This window comes from Methylocystis sp. H62, assembly GCF_015709515.1.
In the GTDB taxonomy this organism is placed as follows: domain Bacteria; phylum Pseudomonadota; class Alphaproteobacteria; order Rhizobiales; family Beijerinckiaceae; genus Methylocystis.
In genome coordinates this window covers 40,459-61,643 of record NZ_JADNQZ010000058.1, presented here as the reverse complement: position 1 = coordinate 61,643, position 21,185 = coordinate 40,459, and the positions used below count along the sequence as shown (strand labels likewise).

Sequence of the window (21,185 nt, the reverse complement as noted above, 5' to 3'; positions counted from 1 at the left end):
CCTCGATGCCTGAACGCCAAAGCGACCCGAAGCGCCTACCAAACGAAACGCCGCGGCCGCCAGGCGAACTTGAAGAGCTTGAGCGCGTCTGGGCCTATCCGCCAGGGTGGCGAAAAATCAGCGAGATCAACAACAGTCTCGTTGGCGTCATCTATATCGGCGCGGCCTTTCTGTTCTTTCTGCTCGCCGGCGTGCTGGCGCTGATCATGCGCGTCCAACTTTCGCACGGCGACAATCGTTTCATCGGACAGGATCTCTACAACCAGATCTTTACCGTGCATGGCACGACGATGATGTTCCTTTTCGCCGTGCCAGCGATGGAGGCGCTGAGCGTCATCCTGCTGCCGCAGATGCTGGCCGCGCGCGACCTGCCCTTTCCAAGGCTCAGCGCCTTCGCCGTCTGGGCCTATGTCATCGGCGGCCTCGTGTTCTTCTCGACGATCTTCTACGGCCTTTCGCCGAGCGGCGGCTGGTTCATGTATCCGCCGCTGACGCTGACGAAATTTTCGCCTGGAGATAACGCCGATTTCTGGCTGCTCGGCATCGGCTTCATCGAAATATCCGCGATCGCGGGCGCCATCGAAATCATCGTCGGGATGCTGCGCACGCGGCCGCCGGGGATGACGCTCGACAAGATGCCGCTCTTTGGCTGGTCGATGCTGGTCTTTGCGGCGATGATCGTCTTCGCCTTCCCCGCCGTGATCCTCGCGACCATGATGCTCGAGATCGAGCGGTCCTTCGGCTGGCCGTTCTTCACGGCGGCGCAGGGCGGCGATCCGCTGCTGTGGCAGCACCTCTTCTGGTTCTTCGGGCACCCGGAGGTCTACATCATCTTTCTCCCGGCGGCCGGTCTCGTCTCGATGATCGTGCCGACAATGGCGCAACGGCCGCTCGTCGGTTACCGGCTCATTGTCGTCGCGCTGATCGCCACGGGCTTCTTCAGCTTCGGCCTGTGGGTGCATCACATGTTCAGCACCGGCATTCCGGCGCTGAGCCTCGGCTTCTTCTCGGCCGCGAGCATGGCGGTCGCCGTGCCTTCCGGCATTCAGGTCTTCTCATGGATCGCGACCATCGCCTCGGCGCGCGATCGATTCAGACTCACCACGCCGTCGCTGTTCATCCTCGGATTTCTTTTCATCTTCGCGGTCGGAGGTCTGACGGGCGTCATGGTGGCGGTCGTTCCGTTCGATCTCCAGGCGCATGACAGCTATTTCGTCGTCGCGCATTTCCATTACGTCCTCGTCGGCGGCATGGTGTTTCCGCTCTTTGCGACCTTCTACTACTGGGATCCGATGATCAGCCGGAACCGGCTTTCGGAACGCCTTGGGCGCTACGTGTTCTGGCTGATGTTCGTGGGCTTCAACGTCGCCTTTTTCCCCATGCACATCTCTGGTCTCCTCGGCATGCCGCGACGGGTTTGGACCTATCCAAGCGCCATGGGCTGGGACACGCTCAATATGATATCGACGATCGGCGCCTTCATTCTCGCGCTCGGCGTGCTGGTGTTCGTCGTCGATCTTTTTGTGCGTTTCCGACGCGATTGGGAGACGCAGAGAACGCAGACCAATCCATGGAACGCCGGAACGCTGGAGTGGCTGCCGAGCGATCTCTATTCGATGCGCAGCGTTCCGATCGTGACGAGTCGCTACCCTCTATGGGATCAGCCCAATCTCGCGAAGGACGTCGCGGCGGGGGCCTATTACCTGCCGAACGCCGCAACCGGACGTCGCGAGACGATCGTCACCTCGCCCATTGAGGGCCGACCGGAATATCTCCTTGAAATGCCGGGGCCCGGCTGGGCGCATATGTTCTCCGCGGTCTTTACAGCCGCTTTCTTTCTGTTGCTGACGGTGAAGGCCATTGTGATCGCGCTTGTCTGCGGCGCAGTGGCCATCTTCGCCACGCTCGTCTGGTGCTGGCAGCTCGACCCGCCGCCGCGCGGACGCGTCGAAATCGGCGGCGGGATCAGTCTGCCCACCTATATGTCCGGACCTTCGTCGCATGCCTGGTGGGCGATGATCGTGCTGATCCTCGTCGCCGGCTCGCTCTACATCGCCTTCGTCTTCTCCTACCTCTATCTTTGGACCGTTAGCCCGGGGGTTTGGCCCATCGCGGGCTCTTCGCCGCTTCCGGACCTGCGCTGGGCGGCGAGCGGCGCATCGCTGATGCTTCTCAGCATTCTTGCGTTCTGGATGGCGGACCATGCGCTTCCAAAGCCCGGTTCGATCGGCCTTGCAGCAGCGCTTCTGATGATCGCCGGCGCCTTGTGCCTCATCGCCGGCGTCGGGATAGAGGGCTATGCGCAATGGCGATCCGGCCTGCGGCCCGGGGAAAACTCCTACGGCGCCATGGTCTATTTGGAGATCGTCTTGACAGGTCAGCTCGTGGCGACTGTCGCGGTGATGACCGGATTCGCCTTGGCGCGTCTCTTCACGGGGAAACTCGATGCGCTGAGACGCGTATCATTCGAAAGCGCGGCGCTGCTGGCTTACTACACAGCCGCGCAAGGGCTCCTCGGATTTCTGCTGATTTATGGCTTTCCACGAATGCTGGAGTAGACGATGTCGCGCGCAAGCAAGGCTGAGCATCCTCGCTGGTCTCTGACGACGATTATCGCCTTTCTACTCGCCGGTCCCATCGTCTGGGGCCTGCATTTCCTTTTTGTCTATGGCGGGCACACGCTGATGTGCGTGCTCGGCTGGTCCAGCGAGCCGCAGATCATACGGGTAAGTGTGATTTTGGCGGGCGGCGCAGCCCTGGCGCTTCTGGTTTTCCTCGGGCGCGCGGCGCGCCGTTGGCGTCGCTATGTGGTCGAGAGCGGCGGCGACTCGGCCGCGTCAGCGGAATTTCAAATGTATGCGACGTTGCTGCTGATCTTGCTGTCGAGCGCCGGCGTGTTGTGGTCGAGCCTTTCCGCTGTCTTTATCGCCCCCTGCCTGACGCTGCGATGACGTCGCGCGAGATCATAAAAATTACGGGAGGACGGCGCCGCGGGCGCTGCGCCTGAGCATGCCCGCGCTGACGCGCTGGCGGTTGCGCCAAAGGCGCGGAGCATCACGCGCGGTTTGCGCGCGCACCAAATTCTCAGGCCGAGCCGGACAGCCTATGCCGCTCGCGACCCTGCGGCGTCCAAGTTCTGGACTCTAGGCCGCAGGTTTCGCTTGTTCGGCGACTTTGACCGGCAGCTGCGTCCGAATCGCGTCGACGATCCTTTGAACCGAGGCGTCGGCCTCACTGGCGCGCTTTTCGGCCGCGACCGCCCGCTGCTCCATCGCCGCAAGTTCGGCCTGCCGCGCCGCGAGCTGCGACTGCACCCCCTCGAGATCTTTTCGCGTCTGGATGAGGGCCGCGGAGAGTTCGGCGGCTTCCGACTCCGATTTGCGCAGCGCGGCCTCGGCGCGATCGCCGCGATCTTCAGCGCGCTCCAGCTTTTCTCTCACGGCATTGGCGGCGCTATGCGCGCGCGCCACCGCCTGAGCGGACTGCTTTTCAAGCTCCTTGATCGCCGCGGCGGCCTGCGACACGAGGTCTAGCGCCGCAGTAGCGTCGTCAGTAGCGCGCGGCCGCTGACGGACAGGAAAGTTCGGGGCCGGCGGCCTGTTGTCCCCTCTCGGGATGATTTCGTCCATCACCTGATCCAGATCCAGCGAATCCATTTGCGCCTCCCGCCATCGCACGAGCTGGGTTGGGCCAGCCGTCTATCAGATTCCTATTATAGGCAAGAATCCGGCCAAATCTCGACCATTAAGTCAAGTTTTAACCATAACCAGCGGGGTAAGCGTTTTCTAGGACAGATCGGCCTCCAGGGGCCAATGCTTAAGCCACTAAGAGCGCCGATGCGACTGAAAACGTGCCTTGTTCACACAAATTCTGTGTAAGCGCTCAATATCACCGCGCAGCTGTAATAATTATGGCGCAATAGCCCAGGCACCTCACGCACGCTCCCCTACCAAAAGAGCTCGTCATGAATAGTTTGGTCGACTCCCCTATTTCCAAAGAGACAAAGCCGGCGCATTCGGCATCCGGGCGATTTATTCGTTTTTTCAATGAGGTGAACATCGCCGACGTGCCGCTGGTAGGCGGCAAGAACGCCTCGCTTGGCGAAATGTACCAGGAGCTGACGGCGAAGGGCATCCTGGTGCCCAATGGCTTCGCCGTCACCGCCGAAGCCTATCGCTATACGCTCGATGCAGCGGGCGTCTGGACCGCGCTAAAAGAGGCGCTCGAGGGATTGGACCCGTCTGACGTCGATGATCTCGCCAAGCGCGCCGCGCGCGCCCGCGACATCGTTTATGGCGCGCCGACGCCCCCGGATGTCGAGGCCGAAATCCGCACCGCCCTAGCCCGCCTCGCCGACGAATATGGAGCCGATTTGACGGTCGCGGTGCGTTCATCGGCGACGGCGGAAGATTTGCCGAGCGCGAGTTTCGCCGGACAACATGACACCTATCTCAATGTGCGCGGCCCCGCCGCCGTTCTCGACGCGATCCGTCATTGCTTTGCGAGCCTCTTCACCGACCGCGCCATCCGCTATCGCATCGACAACGGATTCGATCACTTCAAAGTGTTCAATTCCGTCGGCGTGATGAAAATGGTGCGCTCGGATTTGGCGGCGTCCGGCGTCATCTTCACGATCGACACCGAAAGCGGGTTCGAGGACGTTGTCTTCCTCACCGGCGCCTACGGCCTTGGCGAAAACGTCGTCCAGGGCGCGGTCGATCCCGACGAATTTTACGTCTTCAAGCCCACCTATCGGCAGGGCAAGCGCGCGATTTTGAAGCGCGCGCTCGGCGCCAAAAAAATCAGGATGGTGTTTTCGGATCGGGGCCGGGCGACGACGCGCAACATCCCCACCGACGCCAAGGAACGCGAGAAATTCTGCATCTCCGACGAAGAGGCGCTGACGCTGGCCGGCCAGGCGATCGAGATCGAAGAGCACTATAGCGCCAAAGCCGGCGCGCGCCGCCCGATGGACATCGAATGGGCCAAGGATGGCCTCGACGGGCAGCTTTACATCGTTCAGGCCCGTCCCGAAACCGTCGCGTCCCGCCGCGACCGAAACATCGCTGAAATCTACAAGGTGACGAAGCACGGCCCGGTGAAAGTCGAAGGACGCGCGGTCGGCGCAAAGATCGCCAGCGGCAAGGCGCGCGTGATCGAGAGCGCCAGTGAGCTTTCAACATTCGTTCCCGGCGAGATCCTAGTCGCCGATACGACGTCGCCCGACTGGGGCACGGTGATGAAATCGGCCGCGGCGATCGTGACGAACCGCGGCGGTCGCACGTGCCATGCGGCGATCGTCGCGCGCGAACTTGGCATTCCGGCAATCGTCGGCACGGACGCGGCGACGCGACTCATTCGCACCGGCGACATGATCTCGGTGAGCTGCGCCGAGGGCGACGTCGGAAAGGTCTACGAAGGGCCCATCGCCTTCGAGGTGGAGCGCGTCGATCTGTCGACTCTGACGAAACCCGCCACGCATGTGATGATGAATGTCGGCAATCCCGATATCGCCTTCGGCCTTGCGGCGTTGCCGAATGACGGCGTCGGCCTCGCGCGCATGGAGTTCATCATTGCGGACTCGATCAAGGCGCATCCGATGGCGCTCGTTCACCCGGAGCGGCTCGGCGCGCGCGAACGCGCCGAGATTGCAAGACTGACCGCAAATTATGCCAGCCCCAGCGAATACTTCGTGAAGCGCCTGTCGGAAGGCGTCGGCACGATCGCCGCGGCGTTTTATCCAAAGCCGGTCGTCGTGCGCATGTCCGACTTCAAGAGCAATGAATATGCCTCATTGCTCGGCGGAGAGGTTTTCGAAATGCAGGAAGCCAATCCGATGATCGGGTTTCGCGGCGCATCGCGCTATGCCCACCCTGCTTACCGGGAAGGTTTCGCGCTCGAATGCGCCGCAATGACCCGCGTGCGCGACGAGATGGGCTTGCCGAACGTCAAGCTGATGATTCCCTTCTGCCGCCGGATCGAAGAAGCGGAAAAGGTCATTTCGCTGATGCGCGAACTCGGTCTCGAACGCGGCAAGGACGGTCTCGAGATCTACGTGATGTGCGAAATTCCAAACAACGTCATGTTGGTCGATCAATTCGCCAAGCACTTCGACGGCTTTTCGATCGGCTCGAACGATCTGACGCAACTGACGCTTGGCGTCGACCGCGACTCCGAAATCGTCGCCTTCGACTTCGACGAGCGGGACGAGGGCGTCAAGGAGATCATTCGTTTGGCGGTCGAAGGGGCGAAGCGCAACGGTCGGCACTGCGGCATTTGCGGCCAGGCGCCCTCGGATTATCCTGAAATCGCCGAGTTCCTCGTGCGCTTGGGAATCGATTCGATCAGCCTCAATCCCGACACGGTTCTGCAGACCACAAGACGCATCGTCGACATGGAAAAGCGTCTCGGTCGAGAGCCGAGACAGACGGATTGACCTGCCCAGCGCGTCTTCAGAATCATTGAGATTGCATTCACCCTCGGCCGCCCGCGTGAGGCGTGGACCGACTGTGGCGCGCGTCGCCGAATAAAGGAAAACGAGATGAGCGCAGCCGCCAACCGGAAAATCCTCGCGACGATGGCTCCAGCGGCCGGACTTGTGGGAGTCGCCGCGGCGCTGCATTTTGCGCAAGCCGGACCCATCGTCAATTTCATCGCCGCGGCTTTGGCCCTGGCGAGCGTCGCGCATGTGATTGGCGAAGCCACCGATCAGCTTGGCAATCACCTCTCGCCGGCCGCGACCGGCATTGTTCAGTCGGCGGTCGGCAATCTTCCCGAATTGTTCGTCTGCATCTTCGCGCTGCGGGCCGGGTTGCTGACTGTCGTGCAGGCTTCGCTGATCGGCTCCATTCTGTCGAACGCGCTTCTCGTCCTGGGCCTCGCTTTTATCGCCGGCGGCTGGAGGCGCGGCGTTCTTCACTTCGAAAGTCAGACGCCGCGAATGATCGCGACGCTGCTTCTGCTGGCGGTGTCGGCGTTGGTGCTGCCGACGCTCGCGCAGGAGTTGCACCTGCCGAGCGGCGCCCATGAGCAGGAGCTCGCCGTCGTCTGCGCGATTGTGCTTCTTTTCGTTTTCGTTGTGCTCACCCAGGCGATGCTCAGTCAGGGGCAGCGCGCGCTGCCGGCTGAAGCGCATGCGCGCCAGCATGCATGGTCGCTCGGCGCCGCGATCGCCGTTCTCGCCGCCTGTGGCGCCGCCGCCGCCTTCGTCTCGGACTGGTTCGTCGACGCGCTCGGTCCAGCGATTGAAATCTTGGGCATCAGCGAGGCTTTTTCCGGGCTCGTCATCGTCGCCATCGCCGGCAACGCCGTCGAAAATGTCGTGGGCGTTCGGCTCGCGGCTCAGGGCAAGGCCGACCTCGCGGTCAGCGTCATTCTGAACTCGGCGCTTCAGGTCGCCGTGGCGCTGATTCCGATTCTGGTCCTCGTCAGCTTTGCGATGGGCGGCGCGGCGCCGTTCACGCTCGCCATTCCGCCAATTCTTGCGGCGGCGCTGTTTCTTTCGGTGTTGGTGGTCACAGTGGTCACCGTCGACGGCCGGGCGGACATGGTCGACGGGGCCGCGCTTGTCGGTCTTTACGTCATCATCGCCGCGATCTTCTGGTGGGGTTAGCCCGTCCCTGGCGACAACGTGACATCTTTCTCAATTCTACGCCTTTTCCGACCTCGAAGGGATGAGCGCAGTCGCTCTCGCCCTATATCTCTCGCCCTGAAGGCGCCGCGGAGCCCATATGGCCTAGCGCCGTGCGGGAAGACAGATCGCGGCGGTGGGAGGGACTCATGAAAACAACAATAGCGATCGTCGTCGCTGGCGCGCTCGCCTGCGGCGGAGCGGCCCAGGGCGGCGCAGTCGAAGCGCATCGCGCATTTCTTCCGCAGAACATGCAATGGGAGGCAGCGCCGAGCTCGCTGCCGGGCGGCGCCGAAATGGCGGTGCTGTACGGAGATCCAAGCCGAGAAGGCGACTTCGTCGTCAGGATCAAAGCGCCCAAAGGCTACCGCGTCCCGCCACACACGCATTCCAAGCCCGAACTCGTCACGATCATCTCCGGCGCATTCAGTTTCGGTCGAGGGCAGGCGGCCGACCGCGCCACGGTCGAAAAGCTGCCGGCGGGAAGCTTCATTTCAATGCCTGCCGGCGTGCTGCATTATGTTTTCGTCGACGAGGACTCAGTGCTCCAGATCAACGCAACCGGTCCTTGGCAGATCGACTATTACGATCCGAAAGACGACCCGCGACTGAATATCGCGCCTGCGGGAACGCCTGGGCGCTAAGCGGAAACACGCGTCAAAGAAACGGCTCGCGCCTTTACATCCGAGGTCGCGAGCCGTTCCATTTAGGGCTACCGCCGATGGCGGCCGCCTCTCGGTAAAAACGTAGGCCCAGGGCGCCTGAAAGCAAGCAGGGCCATTGCGCGCCCTCTGATCGCTCCGGCGCGACGCCGCGTCCGGTCGGCTCAGCTGGGCGCAATATAACTTGCGACTGCCCAAGGGTTTCCCTGCGGGGTTACTTTTTGTATTTTTCGCCATTAAAGTCCCGGCGCGCGGCTAAGTTCCGCACCCATCAATTGGAGTTCAATAATGTCTCATTCCTCGCTCGGCCGCGCGATGTGCGCGATGTCTTTCATCGCGCTGTCGTCCAGCGCCGCCATGGCCCAGTCGGTGCAAGTCGGCACCCTTCTCTGCCATGTTTCCGGCGGCGTCGGCATGATCATCATGGAGAATCAGGCGCTCGACTGCGTCTACACGGACGCCAAAGGCAGCCCGCCCCAGCATTACATCGGCAGGCTGACCAATGTCGGCGCTAATATCGGCATCAGCGGTCCGGGTCAGATGATTTGGACGGTTCTCGCGGCCACGAACAGCGTGGCGCCTGGCGCGCTGGCAGGAGACTATGTCGGCGCGGAAGGGTCGGTCGCCGTCGGCGCCGGCGCCGGCGGCGCGGTCCTTGTGGGCGGCTCGAACAAGACCATCTCGCTGCAGCCCGTGTCCGTCTCCCTTGGCACCGGCCTCAATGTTTCCGCCGGCATCGGCAACGTCAGCCTGCAATATATGCCGGTGACGCCGCCGCCCCCGCCGCCGCCCGCCCCGAAGAAGACCCGCGCGCACCGGTAATCTTTGACGACGCAACGGACGACAACGGGCGCGCCGCCGGCGCGCCCGTTTTTTTGCGCCTGCGATTTACTTCGCGTGCGGCGTTCCGAGATAGGGGAATTCTTTCAGAGTGTCGGTATGCGGCTCCAGCCCGTCCGGCGGGATGTCGCCCTTCGAGAGAAAGGACAACCGGAAATTGATGACATCGTCGGCGAAGGTGCGGCCATTGGGATAGCCCGCGGGCTTGGTGGGATCGAAGCTCAGCATATCGGGTAGAATGCCGTGCTCGTCGATCGCCGTAATCGCGTCGTCCCTCGTGTAGTCGCCGGTATGGCCCATCAGATGAATGAACAGCTCGAGCCAGCGCGCGCGGTCGTTCACAGGTTCGCTGGCGTTATATTCTTCCTTCGTTTCATCGGTATTGAAGAAGCTGCTGACCGACGGATGTCCGGCGCGATCGGCATGAATCAGCTTGCCGTCCTCGCGCACGCTGCACCGCCCCCAGATTCTGACCGCCGGATTGCCGCCAAGAGCGCTTGTCGGCATTTCGACGACCGTCGAAAGCACATTGGCTTCGGTGTTTGAATCCTTTCCCGTCCAGGGAGACTTGCCGCCCAGATGCGGCGCAGTGAAATTTCTGCCGCCGGACGTGTCGTACAAGGCCAGAATGCCGTCGTAGTCGAAAAAGAACGCGTCGCTGCGAACGCCTGTGAAGAAGGTGAAATCGCCTGCCCGCACGATGTTCGGCTTGGGCCCGAAGGAGACTTCCGCGCCGGAGACGATCTTCTCGCCCACAGGTTCGGGAGAATGCGACTCTGCGCCGCGCGCCAGGAAAACGTCAAAGGTCTGTCTGCCGTTTTCTTTGGGCGAGAACACATAGCTGATCGCAATGTCCGTCAGGCAATCTCCGTCATTATCGATGTTGAGCCGGTAGATGGCGTCGGGATGAAATTCATCGCAAGCGGGATTGGCGTTGAGGATGATCGCCGACCGAGTCGGATCGCTTGGAGACTGAAAGGCGTAGAGATCGCAGAGATCCAACCTTTGATCGCCAAGCGGCGGACCGAGACTAAGGCCAGTAAAATGATTCGACACGTGTCGCCTCCTATAAAGACGTGGAGAGAATGTGCGGCTGATCGATGCAAGCGCCTGCCGGCGCACGCTATGTCGTGTTTGTTTCAACATCAAGATTGTTCGAAATCGCTTTATTCGCCGCGAATGAGTCTGATGATGCTCGAAAAATCGGCGCCGCCTTGGCCAGCAGACTGATGCCGCGCATAGAGCTGCGTCGCGGCGGCCCCGAGCGGCGAGGCCGCGCCGGCCTGCGCGGCGGCTTGCTGCGCGAGTCGCAAATCTTTCAGCATCAGGGCGGTCATGAAGCCCGGCCTATAGTCATTGTTCGCAGGCGAAGCAGGCGTCATCTCCGGCACGGGGCAATAGGTGGTGAGCGACCATGATTGGCCCGATGAGATCGACGCCGCGTCGAACAGCGCCCTGTGTGAGAGGCCCAGCTTTTCCGCGAGCACGAAAGCCTCGGCCGTCGCGATCATCGTGACGCCGAGCATGAGATTGTTGCAGATTTTCGCCGCCTGCCCCATGCCGGCGCCGCCGCAATGAAGCACATGCGCGCCCATATGTTCGAGGATCGGCCTCGCCGCCGCGAACGCCTCCGCCTCACCGCCGCACATGAAGGTCAGCGTCGCCGCTTTCGCGCCGGCGACGCCGCCCGACACCGGCGCGTCGACCGAGCGCGCACCGGCCTCCTGCGCCAGCCGATGCGCGGCGCGCGAGCTTTCGACGTCGATCGTGGAGCAATCGATGAGGAGTTTGCCGCGCGCTTGCGGCGCGATATCGCGCCAGACGGCAAGCGTCTGATCGCCGCTCTGCAGCATGGTGATCGCAACGTCAGCGCCGTCGATCGCATCGCGCAGGGAATTCGTCGCGGCGACGCCCTCCTGGGCGGCGGCTTCGACGAGCGATGCGTTAAGGTCGAAGCCTCGCGTCTCGACGCCGGCGCGCGCCAGCGCCGCCGCCATCGGACGACCCATGTTGCCCAGACCGATGAAAGCCGCGCGCATCATGGCTACGATAAGGTCGGCATGACGAAACTCGCGCCGGCTCTTATTCCGCCCGGCCAGCGCGATGCGACCGTCTTGGTCTTCGTGTAGAAGCGGATGGCGTCCGGCCCATGCTGATTGAGATCGCCGAACATCGAGCGCTTCCAGCCGCCGAAGGTGTAATAGGCCAGCGGCGTCGGGATCGGCACATTGACGCCGACCATGCCCACTTCGACGCGCGAGGCGAATTCGCGCGCGGCGTCGCCGTCGCTTGTATAGATCGCGACGCCATTGCCATATTCGTGATCATTGGCCAGCGACAGCGCCTCATCGAAGCTGCGCGCGCGCACCACGCAGAGCACCGGGCCGAAGATTTCCTCCTTGTAGATCCGCATCTCCGGGCGCACCTCGTCGAACAGACATCCGCCCATATAGAAGCCGTTCTCATAGCCTTGCATTTTGAAGCCGCGTCCGTCGACGCGGAGTTTGGCGCCCTCCCCGACGCCAAGCGCGACGTAATCCTTGACCCGCTCCAGATGCGCGCGCGTGATCAGCGGACCAAAGTCGGCGGAAGGATCGGTCGAAGGGCCGACGCGTAGATTTTCGACGCGAGGTTCGAGCCGAGCGATCAGCGCGTCGGCGGTTGCTTCCCCGACCGGCACGGCGACCGAGATCGCCATGCACCGCTCGCCGCCCGAGCCATAGGCGGCGCCGATCAGCGCGTCGACCGCCTGATCCATGTCGGCGTCGGGCATGATCACCATGTGGTTTTTCGCGCCGCCGAAGCACTGCACGCGTTTGCCGTGGGCGGCGCCATGCGCATAGACATATTCGGCGACCGGCGTCGAACCGACGAAGCCGATGGCCTTAACGTCAGGGTCTTCGAGCAGCGCGTCGACCGCTTCCTTGTCGCCGTTGACGACATTGAGCACGCCCGGCGGCAGGCCGGCTTCGAGCATCAGTTCGGCGAGAAACAAGGGCGCGCCAGGATCGCGTTCGGAGGGCTTCAGAATGAAGGAATTGCCGCAGGCGATCGCCGGGGCGAATTTCCACATCGGAATCATCACCGGAAAATTGAAGGGCGTAATGCCGGCGACGACGCCGAGCGGCTGGCGCATCGAATAGACGTCGAGGCCGGCCGCCGCGGAATCTGTAAATTCGCCCTTCAGCAGATGCGGAACGCCGATGCAAAATTCGGCGACCTCGACGCCGCGCTGGATCTCGCCCTGCGCGTCGGCAAGGGTCTTGCCGTGCTCGCGCGCGAGAATCGCCGCAAGCCTCTCCTTCTCGCGCCCGACGAGATCGACGAATTTCATCAGCACGCGGGCTCTACGCTGCGGATTGACCGCCGCCCATTCTCGCTGCGCCGCGGCGGCGTCGGCGATCGCCTCACGCACCTCATCGCGGCTGGCGAGCGGCACGCGCGAGATCGCCGCGCCCGTCATCGGCTCATAGGCCTTACTGAAACGGCCGGACCTTCCCTTGACCCGGCGCCCGCCGATAAAATGAGAAAGCTCTTCCATGTTCGCTCATCTAAGGCGCGTCCGGCCGTTGTCATCTCGCAAGACGAAACTGCGCGCCTATATGTTGGAGAGAGACGGCTTCCACGACGGACACCCGCGATGGGACTGCAGCTCACGAGCGAAAGCAAGAATCGATACGCGCAGGCGCCGCGACAGGCTGACTGGACGATCGATCAGAATTGGGCCTCCTACAGCGAGGAAGAGCACGATCGCTGGAACAGGCTGTTCGCCCGGCAGGCGAAGCTCTTGCCCGGCCGGGCCTGCGACGAGTTCCTGGAGGCGAAGCAACAGCTCGAACTGTCGCGCTCCGGCATCCCGGAGTTCGCCGATCTGAGCCGACGATTGGGGGCCATGACCGGCTGGAGCGTCGTTCCGGTGGCCGGGCTGATTCCCGATGACGCCTTCTTCGATCATCTCGCCAATCGGCGCTTTCCCGCCGGCGCGTTCATCCGGCCCGAGTCGGAACTTGAATATCTGCAGGAGCCCGACGTCTTCCATGACGTCTTCGGGCATGTGCCGCTCCTCGCCAATCCGACCTATGCGCGATTTCTGGAAGCCTACGGCAAGGGCGGGCGACGGGCGCTCGCGCGCGGGCAGCTGCATAATCTCGCGCGGCTTTACTGGTACACGATCGAGTTCGGCCTGGTCGAGACGCCGAAAGGGCTGCGCATTTTCGGGGCCGGAATCATGTCCTCGCCTTCGGAGACGATTTTTTCGCTGGAAGATTCCTCGCCGAACCGCGTCGCCTTCGACCTCGAACGCGTCATGCGAACGAATTACATCATCAGCGACTTCCAGCAGACATATTTCGTCATCGAAAGCTTCGAGAAGCTTCTCGCCGACGGTTATCAGGATTTTGAACCGATTTATGATCGCCTGCGCAACGCTTCTGACTTTGCGGCGCATGAGCTCGCGCCAGCAGACCGCATCATTTCGCGCGGCGATTTCCATTATTTTCGCGCCAAGCGCAGCGCTTAGGAGCCGCCCGCAAGTCCGTTTACCCGACTTGCGGATTTAATGTCGATCTCGGGAAGGCCCGGGATCGAAGGAGCCGTCTCGAAGCACGAGGGTAAGGAAAAATACGCGAAAGGGGGCTTCCTCGTCCTTCGAGACGCGTGCTTCGCACGCTCCTCAGGATGAGGAAGCCCTTCACCCGATCGCCCTGTTGACCCTACGGCTCCGAGTTGGCCACCTGTTGCTCGATGGCGCCGAAAATCGAGCGGCCATCGGCGGCGCGCATCTCGATGCGCACCACATCGCCAACCGTCAGAAATCGCGTGCGCGGCGCGCCTTCGAGAAGCTTCTCCACGACGCGCTGCTCGGCGATGCAGGAGTAGCCGTCTCCGCCCTGCGCAATCGGTCTGCCAGGACCGCCGTCGGCGTCCCGGTTGGAGATGGTGCCGGAGCCGATGATCGTTCCGGCGCTAAGCGCGCGCGTGCGCGCCGCATGCGCGATGAGACGTGGAAAGTCGAAGGTCATATCCTTTCCGGCGTCCGGCCGGCCGAGCGGCGCGCCATTGACGAAGGACAGCAGCCGCAGCGACAGCCGCTCGCCGTCCCAAGCGTCGCCAAGCTCGTCAGGCGTCACGGCGACCGGAGAAAAGGCGGACGCCGGCTTTGACTGGAAGAAACCGAAGCCTTTCGCAAGCTCTGGAGGGACCAGCCCGCGCAGAGTTATGTCGTTGACCAGCATGACGAGCCTGATGTGATCGCGCGCCTCCTGTGGCGTCACGCCCATCGGCACATCATCGGTGACGATGGCGACTTCGGCTTCAAGATCGAGATCGTGCTTTTCGTCGAGCAGGGGAATGGCCTCACGCGGGCCAAGGAAGACGTCGGAGCCTCCCTGATACATCAGAGGATCGCTCCAAAAACTCTCCGGCATCTCGGCGCCGCGCGACTTGCGAACGAGCGCGACATGATTGACGTATGCCGAGCCGTCCGCCCACTGATAGGCGCGCGGCAGCGGCGAGGCGCAATCCTGCTCACGAAAGGGAAAGCTTTCTCGAAGTCCGCATTCGAGCCGCGCCGCCAGCGCCCGCAGCTCCGGCGCCACGGCGTCCCAATCTTCGATCGCCGATTGCAGAGTGGGCGCGACGAAGCCCGCCGCGACAGCCCGCGTGAGATCGCGCGAGACGAGGATGAGGGCGCCGTCCCGTCGGCTCTTCAGGGAGGCGAGCTTCACGGTCCATTGCCGGTGAAATAGCGGCGCAAGTCCGACCAGCACTCAGCGTAATCTTGCTGCAGGGTTTCAAGCGACATGGCGAAAGAGGTCGGATAGAGCGGCAGTCGAGACTCGAACATAAAGGCGAGAGCGTCGTCGATCTTCACCGGGCCAAGATCGGCCTGAGAGGCCTGCTCAAAAGCCTCGGCGTCCGGTCCATGCGGCAGCATCGCATTGTGCAGCGACATGCCGCCGGGCTCAAAGCCGGACGGCTTTGCGTCGTAGCGTCCGTAAATCAAGCCCATGAACTCGCTCATAATGTTCAGATGATACCAGGGAGGCCGGAACGTATGTTCCGCAACTTGCCAACGCGGCGGAAAAATCGCGAAATCGACGTTGCCCACGCCGCTTTCATCTGAAGGAGAGGTCAAGACCGTAAATATCGATGGATCGGGATGATCGAACAGCACGGCGCCGACCGGACAGAACTTTCGCAGATCATATTTATAGGGCGCGTAATTCCCATGCCAGGCGACCACGTCGAGCGGCGAGTGGTCTATGTCGCAGCTATAGAAACTTCCGCCCCATTTGACGCTCAGACGGCAGGGCTTTTCCTTGTCTTCGAACGCGGCGGTCGGCCAAAAGAAGTCGCGCGCATTGGCGAGTCCATTCGCGCCGATCACGCCGCGATAAGGCAATGTAAACGGCGCGCCGTAGTTTTCACAGACATAGCCGCGAGACGGGCCCGCCGACAGCTCAACCCGAAATTTCACGCCGCGCGGAATGACGCATATCTCACTGGGAGAGCATTCGATGAGGCCGAACTCCGTGAAGATGCGCAGGTCGCCGAACTGCGGGACAATCAGCAACTCGCCGTCGGCGTTGTAGAAATAGTCGTCGGACATCGACCGTCCCGCGAGATAGAGATGCGCCGCCATGCCGACTCTCAGGCTGCAATCTCCCCCCGTCACGATCGTGCGCATGCCTTCGATGAAGGAGCCTGCGTCTTCTGGAACGTCGCTCGCGCCCCAGCGCAGCTGCCCGAGCGGCGCGTCAACATCGCGGCAGGGCGCGGTTTTCCAGTGGCGCCGCTCGATGTCCTTGGGGTTGCGGACGTGAAGGACGGAAGGTCGTATCCGGTAGAGCCAGGAGCGTTTGTTAAGATGGTTCGGCGCGGTGAAGGCGGAGCCGGACAATTGTTCGGCGTAAAGCCCGTAAGCGCACCGCTGCGGCGAGTTCTGCCCCATCGGCAACGCGCCGGGCAGAGCTTCGCTCTCGAACGCGTTGCCGAAGCCATGCAAATAGCGCGTGGGCGACATGCCTAACCTGCGGCCCGATTCAAAACGCCGCGGCGGATCTGATCCTCTTCGATCGATTCAAATAGCGCCCGGAAATTTCCTTCGCCGAAGCCTTCATCGCCCTTGCGCTGGATGAATTCGAAGAAGATGGGTCCAATGACCGTCTTGGAAAAAATCTGCAGCAGCAGACGGTGGGCCCCCGTCGTGAGGCCGTCGACGAGAATGCCGAGATCCTTTAGACGCTGCGTCGGCTCTCCGTGGCCAGGAAGCCGATGCTCCAGCGCGTCATAATAGGCGTCCGGCGGCGCCGGCATGAAATCGAGCCCGTTGCTCCGCATCGCGACGACGGTCTCATAAATATCCCCGCACGCGCAGGCGATGTGCTGAATGCCTTCACCCCTATATGCGTCCAGAAATTCCTCGATCTGGCTTTTTTCGTCGGCGCTTTCATTGATCGGGATGCGAATCTTGCCGCAGGGACTCGTCATGGCGCGAGAGCGCAAGCCCGTCATCTTGCCTTCAATGTCGAAGTAACGAATTTCGCGGAAATTGAAGATGCGCTCATACCATACCGCGAGCGCGTCCATGCGGCCGCGCCGAACATTGTGAGTCAGATGGTCGATATTGGTCAGCCCCACGCCTGTGGGATTGGGATCGCGCTCTCCGATCCACCGGAAGTCGATGTCCCAGATCGAGCCCTGATCGCCATATCGGTCGACAAGATAGATGAGCGAACCTCCGACGCCTTCGATGGCGGGAATGTTCAGCTCCATCGGGCCAACCCCGAAGGCGACAGGCTTGGCGCCCAGCGAGACGGCGCGGCGCATCGCTTTTGCGGCGTCGACGACGCGGAAGCCGATGCAGCACACCGAAGGGCCGTGGGCTTTCTGGAATTCGGCGGCGAAGCTGTGAGGCTCGGCGTTCAGCACATAATTCACTTCCCCCTGCCGATAGAGCGTCACGTCCTTGGAGCGATGACGCGCGACGGCGACGAAGCCCATCTTCTCGAACAGCGAGGCCAATTGCGCAGGATCGGGATGCGCGAATTCGACGAATTCGAATCCGTCGGTTCCCATCGGGTTTTCGGCGGGCGTTGCCGCGCCAAGCGTCGAGTCCATGAGCAGGGCCTATATACAGCTTTGGCTGACCTGCTATTTAGATATTGCGTTCCCGATCAGGTTAAAGGCCCATGATCCTTTACGACTATTATCGCTCGTCGGCCGCCTATCGCGTGCGGATCGCCATTGCTCTTAAAAATCTGTTTGTCGAACGGCGGCCCGTTCATCTCTTGCGCGGCGAACAGCGTGATCCCGGCTACCGCGCCAAAAGCCCGCTGGCCATCGTGCCGACGCTGGAACTCGACGACGGAACGCTCATTACCCAATCGCTGGCGATCATTGACTATCTTGACGCGCTGAAGCCTGAGCCGCCGCTCTTGCCAAGAGACGCCGTTCTGGCGGCGCAGGCGCGGGCGGCGGCGTTGACGATCGCCTGCGAGATTCATCCGCTCGCCAATTTGCGGGTGATCGAGGCGCTGCAAGGGGAATTCGGCGCGAGGGACGATCAGATCGCCGCTTGGCGCAGGCGCTGGATCGCAGAGGGTCTGACAGCGGTCGAGGCGCTGATCGCGCCCGCCCCTTTCGCCTTTGGCGCAGCGCCTTCGCTCGCTGACATTTGCCTCATTCCGCAGGTCTACAACGCGCGACGTTTCGACGTTTCACTCGACGACTGCCCGCGCATCGTTGCGGTCGACGCGGCTTGCGCCGCGCACCCTGCTTTCATGGAAGCGCGTCCAGAGGCGCAGCCGGACGCCGAATAGATTTTAGGACGCGAGCGTCAGATCGGCGATCACAGCCCCCAGGAAGCGGCCCGCTTCGCCGCCGGTGACGACGCGGTGATCGAAGGTCAGGCTTAGCGGCAGTATACGATGCACGGCGGGCGCGCCATCGACAGCGACCACCTCGTCGCGAATCCGTCCGGCCCCAAGAATCGCGACCGTCGGCGGCAGCACGATCGGCGCGGCGTAGCGCCCGGCGATCATGCCGAAATTCGACAGCGTGATGGTCGCGCCGCGCAGCTCCTCGGGCGGGATTCGCCGCGCCGCCGCGTCCTGCCGCATGCGGTCGAGGCCCTTGCGCAGGTCCTGCGCGTCACGATTGCCGACATCCCGCAAGACAGGCACGAACAGGCCCTCTTCCGAGAGGTCCACGGCGACGCCAAGGTCGATCTTCTTCATCACGCGGCGCGCAAAGGCGTGAGGCTCGAACCAGGCGTTGAGCGCAGGCTCCGCCTTGCAGGCCTGGGCAAGCGCGCGAATCAGGCGGATGGTCGTGTCGGTCCCGGCCCCCCATGCGTGGATGTCCGCGTCGTCGACGATCGTGGCCGCCGCCACCTCCGCCTGCGCCTGCGCCATATTGTGGGCCATGGCGCGGCGCACGCCCCGCAGCGGCTCGGCGGCTTCCGTCTCGCTGAGAATGCGCGCGACGCGCTCGATGTCCTGCGTGGTGATCAGACCATCCGCGCCGGAGGGCGTGACCATGGCGAGATCGACGTTCAGCTTTCGCGCCAGGGCCCTTACGGCAGGCGTCGCCCGCACCGCGCCGCCGACGTGGCCGACTGAGATCGGCTGGTCGCGGACGACCCCGGCGCCCTGCTGAACGGCGCCGACCACTGACCCCGTGTCCTCTCCCGCGCCCTCGAAACCCACCAGCGGCGCGCCGATGCGAATCACGTCGCCCGCGGAGGCGAACAGCCGCTCGATGCGGCCGCCCCGAGGCGATGGGATTTCGACGACCGCCTTGGCGGTTTCAACCGCCACGAGCGGCTGATCGACTGCAACGTCCTCGCCGGCGGCGACGCGCCATTCGACGAGTTCGGCCTCCTGCAACCCCTCTCCGAGATCGGGAAGACGAAAGATGTTCATGACGCCTCCATCACTTGCCGAACGCCGTCGACGATGCGGTCCACGCTTGGAATATATTGCTTCTCCAACTTCGCCAGCGGCACGATCACGTCATAGCCGGTGACCCGCTTGATCGGAGCGAGCAGCGAATAAAGCGCACGCTCAGCGATTTCGGCGGCGACCTCGGCGCCAAAGCCGGCCGTGCGCGGCGCCTCGTGAACGATGACGCAGCGTCCGGTCTTTTCGACAGAGCGGAGGATCGTGTCCACGTCGAGAGGCTTCAAGGTCGCGACGTCGATCACTTCGATCATCACGCCCTCTTCTTCAAGCTTTTCGGCGGCGGCGAGCGTTTCGGGCACCATCGCGCCCCAGGTGACGACCGTCGCGTCGGCGCCTTCCCGCAACACGAAGCAGGCGTCGAGCGGCAGCTCCACGCCGTCTTCCTCGACCTCCTGACGGAAGAGACGATAGAGGCGCGTGGGCTCGAGAAAGATCACCGGATCGGGATCGCGCACCGACGCCAGAAGCAGCCCATAGGCTCGGGCGGGGGATGAGGGCGCGACGACGCGAAGCCCCGGCATGTGGGCGAACATCGCCTCCGGACTTTCCGAATGATGCTCGGGCGCGTGGATGCCGGCGCCGCAAGGCGAGCGCAGCACCATTGGACAGGTCAGCCGCCCGCGCGTGCGATTGCGCATGCGCGACGCGTGATTGATGATCTGGTCGATCGCCGGATAGATGAAACCGGAAAACTGGATTTCGGCGACCGGCTTCAGCCCCATCGCCGCCATGCCGACCGCAACGCCGGCGATGCCGCCTTCGGCCAAGGGCGTGTCGATGACGCGTTCGCGCCCAAAGCGCGCCTGCAGGCCGTTCGTGGCGCGAAACACGCCGCCATTGACGCCGATGTCCTCGCCAAGCATGAGGACGTCCTTGTCTTCGCTCATTGCGCGCGCGAGCGCGAGATTGACCGCTTCGACAAGAGTGATTTCAGCCATGACCGTTTCCATCGCCATTTGCGCTGCGTTGGGCAAATCGCCGCGCTTCTTCGCGTTGCCACTGCAGGGTGTCCGGGAGCTTTGCGTAGAGATGCTCGAACATCGCGTCGGAGTTCAGCGGCGAGGCGTGCAGATAGGCGGCGACCTCGCGATCGACTTCTTCCGCGCATTCCTTGTGAAGCTCCGCCTCCTGCTCTTTCGACCAGGCGCCTTCGCTGACGAGATAGGCGCGCAGCCGAGCGATCGGCTCGCGCGTCCACTGCGCGCGCACGACTTCGGGGTCGCGATAGCGCGATGCGTCGTCGGCGGTGGTGTGATCGCCGAGGCGATAGGTAATCGCTTCGATCAGCGTCGGTCCGCCGCCCGATCGCGCCTTGTCGATCGCCCGGCGCACCACTTCATGCACCGCAATGACGTCATTGCCGTCGACCTGGCGCCCCTCGACGCCGGCGGCGACGCCCTTTTGCGCGAGAGTCTCCGCCGCGCTCTCGAGTTCGCGCGGCGTCGAGATCGCCCAGCCATTATTGTTGATGATGAACACGACAGGCGTTTTCCAAACTCCCGCCATGTTCAGCGCTTCGTAAAAGGCGCCATTGGAGGTGCCGCCGTCGCCAATGAAGGTTACGACGACCCGGTTCTCCTTTCGCGCCATCAGCGCGTAAGCCGCGCCGACCGCCTGAGGGGCCTGCGTGGCGACGGGGACGCAGTTTGGAAAGTCGCCGCGAGCGTTTTTGAAGTCGCTGCCGCGCTCGTCGCCGCCCCAATAGAGCAGACATTCGGACATCGCCATGCCGCGATAGAATTGCGCCGCATGATCTCGATAGGACGGCACGAGCACGTCGCGCTCGTCCATCGCCGCGGCCGCCCCAACGCCGATCGCTTCCTGGCCGAGCGCTGACGCGAATGTGCCCAGCTGACCGGTGCGTTGAAGACTGATCGCCTTGTTGTCGAAGATTCTGGTTCGCGTCATCGCGCGATAGAATCGGACCAGTCGCTCGATGTCCTTTGCCGACTTGCTGGCCGCCTTGCTGATCTCGCCGCCGGGCGACAACAGCTGAACTAGATCCATATGGAGATCGAAGCCCATCTCAATGTTTCCCATCGCCCCGCTCCTGATGAGCGAAGTAGCGCGGCGATACGCGAGGTCACG

Annotated in this window: 18 protein-coding genes; 8 read left to right on the top strand and 10 right to left on the bottom strand. The window is 62.9% G+C overall.

Features of this window, described 5'->3' with window-relative positions:
* Window positions 1-5 precede the first annotated feature (5 nt).
* Both ctaD and IYY11_RS16975 read left to right on the top strand, forming a co-directional pair.
* Window positions 6-2,558, top strand: coding sequence for a cytochrome c oxidase subunit I (ctaD, locus tag IYY11_RS16980; RefSeq protein WP_196404945.1), 2,553 nt, complete (start codon window positions 6-8; stop codon window positions 2,556-2,558).
* A gap of 3 nt (window positions 2,559-2,561) precedes the next feature.
* The gene (locus IYY11_RS16975) at window positions 2,562-2,951 is read left to right on the top strand and encodes a hypothetical protein (RefSeq protein WP_196404944.1); all 390 of its coding nucleotides are present in this window, start codon (window positions 2,562-2,564) and stop codon (window positions 2,949-2,951) included.
* Between the two features lie 192 nt (window positions 2,952-3,143).
* Here the strand turns inward: IYY11_RS16975 and IYY11_RS16970 are convergent, their stop codons facing one another.
* Window positions 3,144-3,656, bottom strand: a complete 513-nt coding sequence (locus IYY11_RS16970; protein WP_196404943.1) for an ABC transporter permease — start codon at window positions 3,654-3,656, stop codon at window positions 3,144-3,146.
* Window positions 3,657-3,964: 308 nt separating this feature from the next.
* Between IYY11_RS16970 and ppsA the strand changes: the two genes are divergently transcribed.
* The 4 genes from ppsA (at window position 3,965) to IYY11_RS16950 (ending at window position 9,114) form a co-directional block, all read left to right on the top strand.
* Complete coding sequence (gene ppsA / locus IYY11_RS16965; RefSeq protein WP_246720056.1) at window positions 3,965-6,436, top strand: phosphoenolpyruvate synthase; 2,472 nt, start codon at window positions 3,965-3,967, stop codon at window positions 6,434-6,436.
* 105 nt (window positions 6,437-6,541) lie between these two features.
* The gene (locus IYY11_RS16960; protein WP_196404942.1) at window positions 6,542-7,612 is read left to right on the top strand and encodes a sodium:proton exchanger; all 1,071 of its coding nucleotides are present in this window, start codon (window positions 6,542-6,544) and stop codon (window positions 7,610-7,612) included.
* A 167-nt stretch (window positions 7,613-7,779) separates the two neighbouring features.
* Window positions 7,780-8,274, top strand: a complete 495-nt coding sequence (locus IYY11_RS16955; RefSeq protein ID WP_196404941.1) for a cupin domain-containing protein — start codon at window positions 7,780-7,782, stop codon at window positions 8,272-8,274.
* A 306-nt stretch (window positions 8,275-8,580) separates the two neighbouring features.
* Window positions 8,581-9,114, top strand: coding sequence for a DUF992 domain-containing protein (locus IYY11_RS16950; RefSeq protein ID WP_196404940.1), 534 nt, complete (start codon window positions 8,581-8,583; stop codon window positions 9,112-9,114).
* Between the two features lie 66 nt (window positions 9,115-9,180).
* Here IYY11_RS16950 and IYY11_RS16945 read toward each other — a convergent pair whose 3' ends face one another.
* The 3 genes from IYY11_RS16945 to IYY11_RS16935 form a co-directional block, all read right to left on the bottom strand.
* Window positions 9,181-10,188, bottom strand: a complete 1,008-nt coding sequence (locus IYY11_RS16945) for a DUF4331 family protein (RefSeq protein WP_196404939.1) — start codon at window positions 10,186-10,188, stop codon at window positions 9,181-9,183.
* A gap of 110 nt (window positions 10,189-10,298) precedes the next feature.
* Window positions 10,299-11,174, bottom strand: a complete 876-nt coding sequence (mmsB, locus tag IYY11_RS16940) for a 3-hydroxyisobutyrate dehydrogenase (RefSeq protein WP_196404938.1) — start codon at window positions 11,172-11,174, stop codon at window positions 10,299-10,301.
* A 2-nt stretch (window positions 11,175-11,176) separates the two neighbouring features.
* A complete protein-coding gene (locus IYY11_RS16935) occupies window positions 11,177-12,673 on the bottom strand; it encodes a CoA-acylating methylmalonate-semialdehyde dehydrogenase (protein WP_196404937.1) in 1,497 nt (498 codons plus the stop codon).
* Window positions 12,674-12,772: 99 nt separating this feature from the next.
* Between IYY11_RS16935 and phhA the strand changes: the two genes are divergently transcribed.
* Window positions 12,773-13,651: a phenylalanine 4-monooxygenase gene (gene phhA / locus IYY11_RS16930; protein ID WP_196404936.1), complete on the top strand. Its 879-nt coding sequence runs from the start codon at window positions 12,773-12,775 to the stop codon at window positions 13,649-13,651.
* Between the two features lie 193 nt (window positions 13,652-13,844).
* Here phhA and IYY11_RS16925 read toward each other — a convergent pair whose 3' ends face one another.
* The 3 genes from IYY11_RS16925 to hppD are packed head-to-tail and all read right to left on the bottom strand — an operon-like array spanning window position 13,845 to window position 17,253.
* The gene (locus tag IYY11_RS16925) at window positions 13,845-14,858 is read right to left on the bottom strand and encodes a fumarylacetoacetate hydrolase family protein (RefSeq protein ID WP_196404935.1); all 1,014 of its coding nucleotides are present in this window, start codon (window positions 14,856-14,858) and stop codon (window positions 13,845-13,847) included.
* Complete coding sequence (hmgA, locus tag IYY11_RS16920) at window positions 14,855-16,156, bottom strand: homogentisate 1,2-dioxygenase (RefSeq protein WP_196404934.1); 1,302 nt, start codon at window positions 16,154-16,156, stop codon at window positions 14,855-14,857. The genes IYY11_RS16925 and hmgA overlap by 4 nt, the downstream gene beginning before the upstream one ends.
* A gap of 2 nt (window positions 16,157-16,158) precedes the next feature.
* On the bottom strand, window positions 16,159-17,253 hold the full coding sequence (hppD, locus tag IYY11_RS16915) for a 4-hydroxyphenylpyruvate dioxygenase (RefSeq protein WP_196404933.1): 1,095 nt from the start codon (window positions 17,251-17,253) through the stop codon (window positions 16,159-16,161).
* Between the two features lie 71 nt (window positions 17,254-17,324).
* On the opposite strand from hppD, the gene maiA reads away from it, so the two are divergent.
* Window positions 17,325-17,954 carry a maleylacetoacetate isomerase gene (gene maiA, locus IYY11_RS16910; protein WP_196404932.1) on the top strand — a complete coding sequence of 210 codons (630 nt, stop codon included), beginning with the start codon at window positions 17,325-17,327 and terminating at the stop codon, window positions 17,952-17,954.
* Window positions 17,955-17,957: 3 nt separating this feature from the next.
* Here the strand turns inward: maiA and IYY11_RS16905 are convergent, their stop codons facing one another.
* The 3 genes from IYY11_RS16905 to pdhA are packed head-to-tail and all read right to left on the bottom strand — an operon-like array spanning window position 17,958 to window position 21,137.
* Window positions 17,958-19,058, bottom strand: coding sequence for a dihydrolipoamide acetyltransferase family protein (locus tag IYY11_RS16905; RefSeq protein ID WP_196404931.1), 1,101 nt, complete (start codon window positions 19,056-19,058; stop codon window positions 17,958-17,960).
* Window positions 19,055-20,035 carry an alpha-ketoacid dehydrogenase subunit beta gene (locus IYY11_RS16900; protein ID WP_196404930.1) on the bottom strand — a complete coding sequence of 327 codons (981 nt, stop codon included), beginning with the start codon at window positions 20,033-20,035 and terminating at the stop codon, window positions 19,055-19,057. The genes IYY11_RS16905 and IYY11_RS16900 overlap by 4 nt, the downstream gene beginning before the upstream one ends.
* Window positions 20,028-21,137, bottom strand: coding sequence for a pyruvate dehydrogenase (acetyl-transferring) E1 component subunit alpha (gene pdhA / locus IYY11_RS16895; protein WP_196404929.1), 1,110 nt, complete (start codon window positions 21,135-21,137; stop codon window positions 20,028-20,030). The genes IYY11_RS16900 and pdhA overlap by 8 nt, the downstream gene beginning before the upstream one ends.
* Window positions 21,138-21,185 lie beyond the last annotated feature (48 nt).